Source organism: Streptomyces sp. (assembly GCF_050698815.1).
Classification (GTDB): domain Bacteria; phylum Actinomycetota; class Actinomycetes; order Streptomycetales; family Streptomycetaceae; genus Streptomyces.
The window spans coordinates 1-7,317 of the sequence record NZ_JBOHCV010000401.1; the positions used below are offsets into that span (position 1 = coordinate 1).

Sequence of the window (7,317 nt, forward strand, 5' to 3'; positions counted from 1 at the left end):
GCCTTCAAGACCACAACCGGGTCTTGAAGGCCGACGTCACGCGAACCCCCGAATAAACCAACAGCGTCGCCGGAACCGGCCGACGGGGGCCCACCCGCCGTATCGGCACGGGTGAAAGACTGTTCGATGTCCCGCGGCGAGGGCTCTCGAGCCCGTCCGTAAGAGGACGCACGGAAATGTCTAGAAATGTCTCCCAGAGAAGGGGCTGTTCCTCCCATGGCCATCGACGTCGGCACCAAGGCTCCGGACTTCACACTGAAGAGTCAGCACGGCGAATCCGTCTCGCTGTCCGACTACCGGGGCAATAAGAACGTCGTTCTGATCTTCTACCCCTTCGCGTTCACCGGTGTATGCACCGGCGAGCTCTGCGCGCTGCGCGACGAGCTGCCCGCGTTCGTCAACGACGACGTCCAGCTGCTCGCCGTCTCCAACGACTCGCCCTTCGCGCTCCGGGTGTTCGCCGAGCAGGAAGGTCTGGAGTACCCGCTGCTCTCGGACTTCTGGCCGCACGGCGAGGCGTCCCGCGCCTACGGCGTCTTCGACGAGGAGAAGGGCTGCGCGGTGCGCGGCACTTTCATCATCGACACTGAGGGCGTCGTGCGCTGGTCGGTGATCAACGGGCTGCCGGACGCACGCGACCTGAACGAGTACCTCAAAGCCCTCGAAACCCTCTGAGTGAACCGCTGTGAGCGGTGGGAACCGCTCACTAGGATCGAGTCGTTGATCTGACGGCATCCGAAATACGGGGGCACGCAGTGCTCCGTTCGACAGAAACCTGGAGGACTCGTGGGAGTCAGCCTCAGCAAGGGCGGCAACGTCTCGCTGACCAAGGAGGCCCCGAACCTGACCGCGGTGATCGTCGGTCTGGGCTGGGACGCCCGTACGACCACCGGAGCGGACTTCGACCTCGACGCCAGTGCCCTGCTGGCGAACGCCGAGGGCAAGGTCGGCAACGACGCGAACTTCGTCTTCTTCAACAACCTCAAGAGCCCCGACGGTTCCGTCGAGCACACCGGTGACAACATCACCGGTGAGGGCGAGGGGGACGACGAAGTCGTCAAGGTCAACCTCGCGGGTGTGCCGGCCGACGTGGACAAGATCGTCTTCCCGGTCTCCATCTACGAGGCGGAGACCCGCCAGCAGAGCTTCGGCCAGGTGCGCAACGCCTACATCCGCGTCGTGAACCAGGCCGACAACAACGAGCTGGCGCGTTACGACCTGAGCGAGGACGCGTCGACGGAGACCGCGATGGTCTTCGGCGAGCTCTACCGCAGCGGCGCCGAGTGGAAGTTCCGTGCCATCGGTCAGGGCTACGCGTCGGGTCTGCGCGGTATCGCGCAGGACTTCGGGGTCAACGTCTGAGGGGTCCCGGCAGCCACCGGCGCCGCAGGCTTCCGTCATCAGGAGGCGTGCGGCGCCGGTGATGGCGGCGGACCGGGGCATCATCACCGGGGAGAGGAACCAGAACATGGGCGTCACACTCGGCAAGGGGGGAAATGTCTCCCTCTCGAAGGCCGCACCGAACCTGACCCAGGTCCAGATCGGCCTGGGATGGCAGGCCCGTTCCACCACAGGCGCGGCCTTCGACCTGGACGCCAGCGCGCTGTTGTGCGCGAACGGCCGGGTGCTCGGCGACGAACACTTCATCTTCTACAACAACCTCAAGAGCCCCGAGGGTTCGGTCGAGCACACCGGCGACGAGCAGGTCGGCGGCACCGGCGGCGATGACGACGAGACGGTCCTGGTGGATCTGTCGCTCGTGCCCGCCCAGGTCGACAAGATCGTTTTCCCGGTCTCCATCTACGATGCCGACACCCGCCAGCAGACCTTCGGCCAGGTCACCAACGCCTATATCCGCGTCGTCGACCAGGCCGACGGCAAGGAGCTGGCGCGCTACGACCTCACCGAGGACGCCTCCTCCGAGACCGCGATGATCTTCGGTGAGCTCTACCGCTATGAGGGGGAGTGGAAGTTCCGGGCCGTTGGCCAGGGGTACGCATCGGGCCTCCGAGGCATCGCTCTAGACTTCGGGGTCAACGTTTCGTAAAGCGGATTGGGTAGCCCAGTGGTCCTGAAAACTTTCGGCTGGTCGTTCGGCGTCACCGCCGGGGGATTCGCCCTTGCCGCGTTCCTGTGGGGGTGGAAGGGCTTCGCCGTGGTGGCGATCCTGTCCGTCCTGGAGATCTCGCTGTCCTTCGACAACGCGGTCGTCAACGCCGGTGTGCTGAAGAAGCTGAACGCCTTCTGGCAGCGGATCTTCCTCACCATCGGCATCCTCATCGCGGTGTTCGGAATGCGGCTGGTCTTCCCGGTCGTGATCGTTGCCATCAGTGCCAAGATCGGCCCCATCGAGGCCGTCCAGCTGGCGCTGGACAGTCCCAAGACCTACGAGCAGCTGGTCACCGACGCCCACCCGGCCATCGCTTCCTTCGGCGGCATGTTCCTGCTGATGATCTTCCTCGACTTCATCTTCGCGGAGCGCGAGCACAAGTGGATCGCCTGGCTGGAGCGCCCGCTCGCCAAGCTCGGCAAGGTGGACATGCTCTCCGTGTGCATCGCCCTGATCGTGCTGATGGTCTCGGCGATGACCTTCGCCGTCGAGGCGCACCAGCACGGCGGTGAGCACGCCGACAAGTCCTCCACGGTGCTGCTGTCCGGCGTCGCCGGTCTCATCACCTATCTCCTCGTCAACGGCCTTTCCAGCCACTTCGAGAACAAGCTGGAAGAGGAGGAGGAACGCGAGCACGAGGCCGAGGAAGAGGCCAAACGGGAGGGCAAGGATCCCTCCCTGATCGGTCTCGCCGGCAAGGCGGCCTTCTTCGTCTTCCTCTATCTCGAAGTGCTGGACGCCTCCTTCTCCTTCGACGGCGTCATCGGCGCCTTCGCCATCACCAACCACATCTTCTGGATGGCGCTCGGCCTCGGCATCGGTGCGATGTACGTCCGGTCGCTCACCGTCTACCTGGTCCGGCAGGGCACCCTCGAGGACTACGTCTACCTCGAGCACGGTGCGCACTACGCCATCGGCGCCCTCGCCGCCATCCTGCTGATCACCATCAGGTACCAGATCAACGAGGTGGTCACCGGTCTGGTCGGTGTCGCATTGATCGCCGCCTCCTTCTGGTCCTCGGTCCGGCGCAACCACCGCGTCGAGGACTCGAAGCCGGAGGTCCCCTCCCAGGTGTGAGACACAGGTGACACACAGGTTCCGCGGAACGCGCCGTGCTCGGGGTGTTACCGCGGCCCGATTGCGGAACGCTCTGAGCGGGGCGGCTGCGAGTGCTGACTCGGAGCCGCCCCGCGGCAGTTGAGGCACGAGTGGGGGGTGTGTGCATGGTCTCCCTGTGGGAGAACTGGCGGCGCGGTGCCGGCATGGGACGGCGCGGACCGAAGTTCGACACGTTCGGCGGTCCGTCGGCGTACGCGGTGGAGCTGACCAAGCGTCATTCGTCGGTCTCCCTGACCGAACAAGGCGCGGACAGCGGCAGCATGCGGGTGAACCTGTCCTGGCGGATGCGGAGTTCGGACTTCGACGGCGTGGGGCGCCCGCGCGGATCCCTCCGTCATCCCCTGCAGGCGCTGAAGCCGCAGGTGGTCCAGGCGCACACCCAGGGTGTGGTCAACGTGGACCTCGACCTGGCCTGCATGTACGAACTGACCGACGGCGGCAAGGGCGTGGTGCAGCCGCTGGGCAACTTCCTCGGCGACTGGAACGGGCCGCCGTACGTGAAACTCACCGGCGACGACCGCTTCGGCTCACCGTCCGGCGAGACGATCTACGTCAACCTCGACCACAAGGACAGCATCAAGAGGCTGCTCTTCTTCGTCTACATCTACGACGGCACCCCGGCCTTCGACCGTACGCACGCCGTTCTCACCCTCTTCCCCAGCAACGGCCCACGCGTCGAGGTCAACCTCGACCAGCGCGCACCGCAGGCCCGCTCGTGCGCGGTGCTGCTCATGCAGCACGAGAAGGGCCAGCTGACCGTCCGTCGTGAGGTGCGGTACGTGTACGGCTTCCAGGCGGAGCTGGACCGGCTCTACGGCTGGGGACTGCAGTGGGGCCGCGGCTACAAGGCGGGGAAGTCATGACGGGCCGTCCCCGCGGCCCGCGGCGGCCTCGACGGCCTCAGCGGTTCTGGAACTGGGGTCCTTGGGGCGGCAGTGCGAAGTCCGGGTCCGGCTGCGGGTAGCCGTAGGTGGGCTGCGGATACCCGTAGGCGGGCTGGGTGGCGGGCGGTTGCTGCGGGGGCTGCGGATAGCCGTAACCGGAGGGGACGGGCTGGGCCGGCCGAGTCGGCGACTGTGCCGCGGCCGGAGCCGGGACCGGGGCCGGTGCGGCGACCGGGAAGTCCGGCTCCGAGAGCGGCTGCGGCACCCTGACCGCCGGCACGGTCGCGTCCGCGTTCGGGCCGGCCTCCCCTCCGGCGGCGGGTGCCGGTGGCGGGCCCGCTCCCTCGTCCACGGAAATGCCGTACTCGGTGGCCAGCCCGACCAGTCCCGTGTCGTAACCCTGCCCCAGCGCACGGAACTTCCAGCCGTCCCCACGCCGGTACAGCTCGCAGCAGACCATCGCCGACTCCGCGCCCGTCTCCGGCTCGATGTCGAACCGCAGTAGGGGCTGTTCGCCGGCCGGACTGCCGGGCGGGCCGCCGTACAGCAACAGCCGCAGCTCTTGTACGTCCGCGAAGGTGCCGCCGTCGGCCGAAGCGGCCACCAGCACCCGGTCCACGTGGGCGCCGAGTGCGGGGAGGTCCGCCTCGACCGAGTCCCGCAGTCCGTCGGGCTCCCGCGTCTTGCCCAGGTGGCGCACCACCCCGGAGGGATGCCGCGGCTGGTTGTAGAAGATGAAGTCCTCGTCCGAGCGCACCCGGCCGCCCTCGTCCAGCAACAGCGCGGAGGCGTCGACGTCGGGCACCCCCGTGCCCGGGGACCAGCACAGGACGGCACGCACCGATACCGTTTCCAGCTGGACGTTGGAACCCTTCACCATGGCGTGCGTCATGGGCTCATCCTGCCCTCCGTGCGGGCTCCGCGACAACGCGGGGGAGACGGCGTGTACCTGGCGGTAATGTGAATTTCACCCACGAACGGAACTCCTGACCCTCTCCCGTACGTACGATGAGCGGCTGGTTCTCGTCACAGGCCGGGCGCCACACGATGGGGAATCGATGGGAATCACGAGGAGCGGGGTCACGCATGCGGCATTTCGGGCACTTCGCCCCTGACGTACGGCGTGCGCTCTTCCACCACGAACCCGCCGAGTTCGACGCCGGCGCTCCCGCCCGTACGCTCGCCGCCGCGCTCGGTGCCACCCTCTACAGTCCAGCCACCCGCACCAGCCTCGCCGCCGACGTGGTCAAGCAGGCCCGGCGCGGCGTGATGTCGATGGTGCTGTGCCTGGAGGACTCCGTCGACGACGCGGACGTCGCGGGAGCGGAGGCCAACCTCGTACGGCAACTGGAGCGGTTGGACCGACTGGAGCAGCCGGCGGTGGGCCGCTCCGGCCGTCCGGACGTGCCGCTGCTGTTCGTGCGGGTGCGGGAACCCCGGCAACTGGCGGACCTGGTGGCGCGGCTCGGGCCGGCGGCCCGGCTGCTCTCCGGGTTCGTGCTGCCGAAATTCACCGAGGAGCGCGGCATTCCGTTCCTGGAGGCGATGACCGACGCCGAATCGGCCACCGGGCAGCGGCTGTTCGCGATGCCCGTGCTGGAGTCGCCCGAGCTGCTGCACAGGGAGACCCGTGCCGCGACACTGGCCGGCATCGCCCGCACTGTCGACAAATACCGTGAGCGGGTCCTGGCCCTGAGGCTGGGCGTGACCGATTTCTGCTCGGCGTACGGACTGCGCCGGACACCCGAGATGACCGCCTACGATGTTCAGCTCGTCGCCTCCGTCATCGGCGACGTGGTGAACGTCCTCGGCCGCGCGGACGGCACCGGCTACACGGTGACGGGTCCGGTGTGGGAGTACTTCCGCTCGCAGGAGCGCATGTTCAAGCCCCAGTTGCGGCAGAGCATCTTCACCGGGCGGGCGGCGGAGCTGCGTACGTCCCTCATCGATCACGACCTGGACGGGCTGCTGCGCGAGATCGAGCTGGACCGGGCGAACGGGCTGCTGGGCAAGACCTGCATCCACCCGTCACACGTGCTGCCGGTACACGCGCTGTCGGTGGTCAGCCTGGAGGAGTACAGCGACGCCACGGACATCCTCAGGCCGGAGCGCAGCGGGGGCGGTGTGGTGCGCTCCGCCTACACGAACAAGATGAACGAGGTGAAGCCCCACCGGGCATGGGCCGAGCGCACGCTGCTGCGGGCCGAACTGTTCGGGGTCGTCCGCGAAGGGGTCGGCTTCGTCGACCTGCTCGCGGCGGGGGCCGAGGCGTCGGGCTCGGAGAGACTGTGAAGGGTGCCGGGCGGGGACGAGCGCGAAGCGGAATGAGCGACGGAACGAGCGACGGGATGAGCGACGTGGTGTGGTCCGGTGAGTGGGTGGCCGAGCGGCTGGACGTCCGGCTGTCCGGCGACGGCCTGCGCGAGCTGATGGGCCTTGCCCTCCGCCGCAACCCCAAGCGGGCCCATCTGCTGGTCTCCCAGGTGCTCGGCAAGCACGTACCGGAGCGGCCCGAGACGGTCTACGGCGTCGGGCTTCAGCTGGGCGGCCGGGTGCGCGCGCTGCTGGGCGACGCGCACGCGGACGGTGCGGTGGTGCTCGGCTACGCCGAGACGGCCACCGGGCTGGGCCACAGCGTCGCCGACGGCATCGGCGGTGTCACGTGCCTGCACTCGACCCGGCGCCCGGTGCCGGGGGTCGACGCGGTCGGCGGGTTCGAGGAGGAGCACAGCCACGCCACCTCCCATCTGCTGCTGCCGGAGGACCCTGAACTGCTGGGCGGGGACGGGGCGCTGGTCCTGGTCGACGACGAGTTCTCGACCGGCCGGACGGTGCGCAACACCATCGCCGCACTGCACCGCCGCTATCCGCGCGAGCGGTACGTGGTGGTGGCGCTCACCGACATGCGGTCGGCGGACGACGCGGCGGCGCTGGAGAAGTTCGCGGCCGAACTCGGTGCCCGTGTGGACGTGGTGGCCCTCGCCCGCGGCCGGGTCTCGCTGCCGGACGACGTGCTGCGGCGCGGACAACGGCTCGTGGCGGAGGCGGAAGCGGAGCCGGAGGCGGGGGCCGGGCCGGTGGTTGTGGCGGGGCCGGGCCCCGGCCGCTCCGTGACCCGGGTGGATCTCGGCTGGCCCGACCGGCTGCCGGACGGCGCACGGCACGGCTTCACGGCCGCGCACCGCGCCCGGCTGGACGCCGCCC

8 protein-coding genes are annotated in these 7,317 nt (G+C 68.6%); 7 read left to right on the plus strand and 1 reads right to left on the minus strand.

The window, feature by feature from the left end; genetic code table 11:
• The first annotated feature begins 216 nt into the window (after positions 1 to 216).
• From ACRDP3_RS14670 to ACRDP3_RS14690, 5 genes are all read left to right on the plus strand, one after another.
• Positions 217 to 675 (plus strand): peroxiredoxin, encoded by a 459-nt coding sequence (locus tag ACRDP3_RS14670; RefSeq protein WP_431517373.1) that lies wholly within the window; start codon positions 217 to 219, stop codon positions 673 to 675.
• A 111-nt stretch (positions 676 to 786) separates the two neighbouring features.
• Positions 787 to 1,362 (plus strand): TerD family protein, encoded by a 576-nt coding sequence (locus tag ACRDP3_RS14675; RefSeq protein ID WP_431517374.1) that lies wholly within the window; start codon positions 787 to 789, stop codon positions 1,360 to 1,362.
• 106 nt (positions 1,363 to 1,468) lie between these two features.
• Entirely contained in the window at positions 1,469 to 2,047 is a 579-nt protein-coding gene (locus ACRDP3_RS14680) for a TerD family protein (RefSeq protein WP_431517375.1), read from the plus strand.
• Between the two features lie 18 nt (positions 2,048 to 2,065).
• The gene (locus ACRDP3_RS14685; protein WP_431517376.1) at positions 2,066 to 3,187 is read left to right on the plus strand and encodes a DUF475 domain-containing protein; all 1,122 of its coding nucleotides are present in this window, start codon (positions 2,066 to 2,068) and stop codon (positions 3,185 to 3,187) included.
• 146 nt (positions 3,188 to 3,333) lie between these two features.
• The gene (locus tag ACRDP3_RS14690) at positions 3,334 to 4,092 is read left to right on the plus strand and encodes a TerD family protein (protein ID WP_431517377.1); all 759 of its coding nucleotides are present in this window, start codon (positions 3,334 to 3,336) and stop codon (positions 4,090 to 4,092) included.
• A gap of 37 nt (positions 4,093 to 4,129) precedes the next feature.
• Here ACRDP3_RS14690 and ACRDP3_RS14695 read toward each other — a convergent pair whose 3' ends face one another.
• The gene (locus tag ACRDP3_RS14695; RefSeq protein ID WP_431517378.1) at positions 4,130 to 5,005 is read right to left on the minus strand and encodes a TerD family protein; all 876 of its coding nucleotides are present in this window, start codon (positions 5,003 to 5,005) and stop codon (positions 4,130 to 4,132) included.
• Between the two features lie 194 nt (positions 5,006 to 5,199).
• Between ACRDP3_RS14695 and ACRDP3_RS14700 the strand changes: the two genes are divergently transcribed.
• The gene (locus ACRDP3_RS14700; RefSeq protein ID WP_431517379.1) at positions 5,200 to 6,405 is read left to right on the plus strand and encodes an HpcH/HpaI aldolase/citrate lyase family protein; all 1,206 of its coding nucleotides are present in this window, start codon (positions 5,200 to 5,202) and stop codon (positions 6,403 to 6,405) included.
• A gap of 32 nt (positions 6,406 to 6,437) precedes the next feature.
• Positions 6,438 to 7,317, plus strand: an 880-nt coding sequence (locus tag ACRDP3_RS14705) for a phosphoribosyltransferase domain-containing protein (protein ID WP_431517380.1), incomplete at its 3' end; no start/stop codon positions are given.

Bases quoted from the DNA above. Each gene is read 5' to 3' on its own strand.
- ACRDP3_RS14670 (WP_431517373.1), top strand. From the start codon at position 217: ATGGCCATCGACGTCGGCACCAAGGCTCCGGACTTCACACTGAAGAGT.
- ACRDP3_RS14680 (WP_431517375.1), top strand. From the start codon at position 1,469: ATGGGCGTCACACTCGGCAAGGGGGGAAATGTCTCCCTCTCGAAGGCC.
- ACRDP3_RS14690 (WP_431517377.1), top strand. From the start codon at position 3,334: ATGGTCTCCCTGTGGGAGAACTGGCGGCGCGGTGCCGGCATGGGACGG.
- ACRDP3_RS14695 (WP_431517378.1), bottom strand. From the start codon at position 5,005: ATGACGCACGCCATGGTGAAGGGTTCCAACGTCCAGCTGGAAACGGTA.
- ACRDP3_RS14700 (WP_431517379.1), top strand. From the start codon at position 5,200: ATGCGGCATTTCGGGCACTTCGCCCCTGACGTACGGCGTGCGCTCTTC.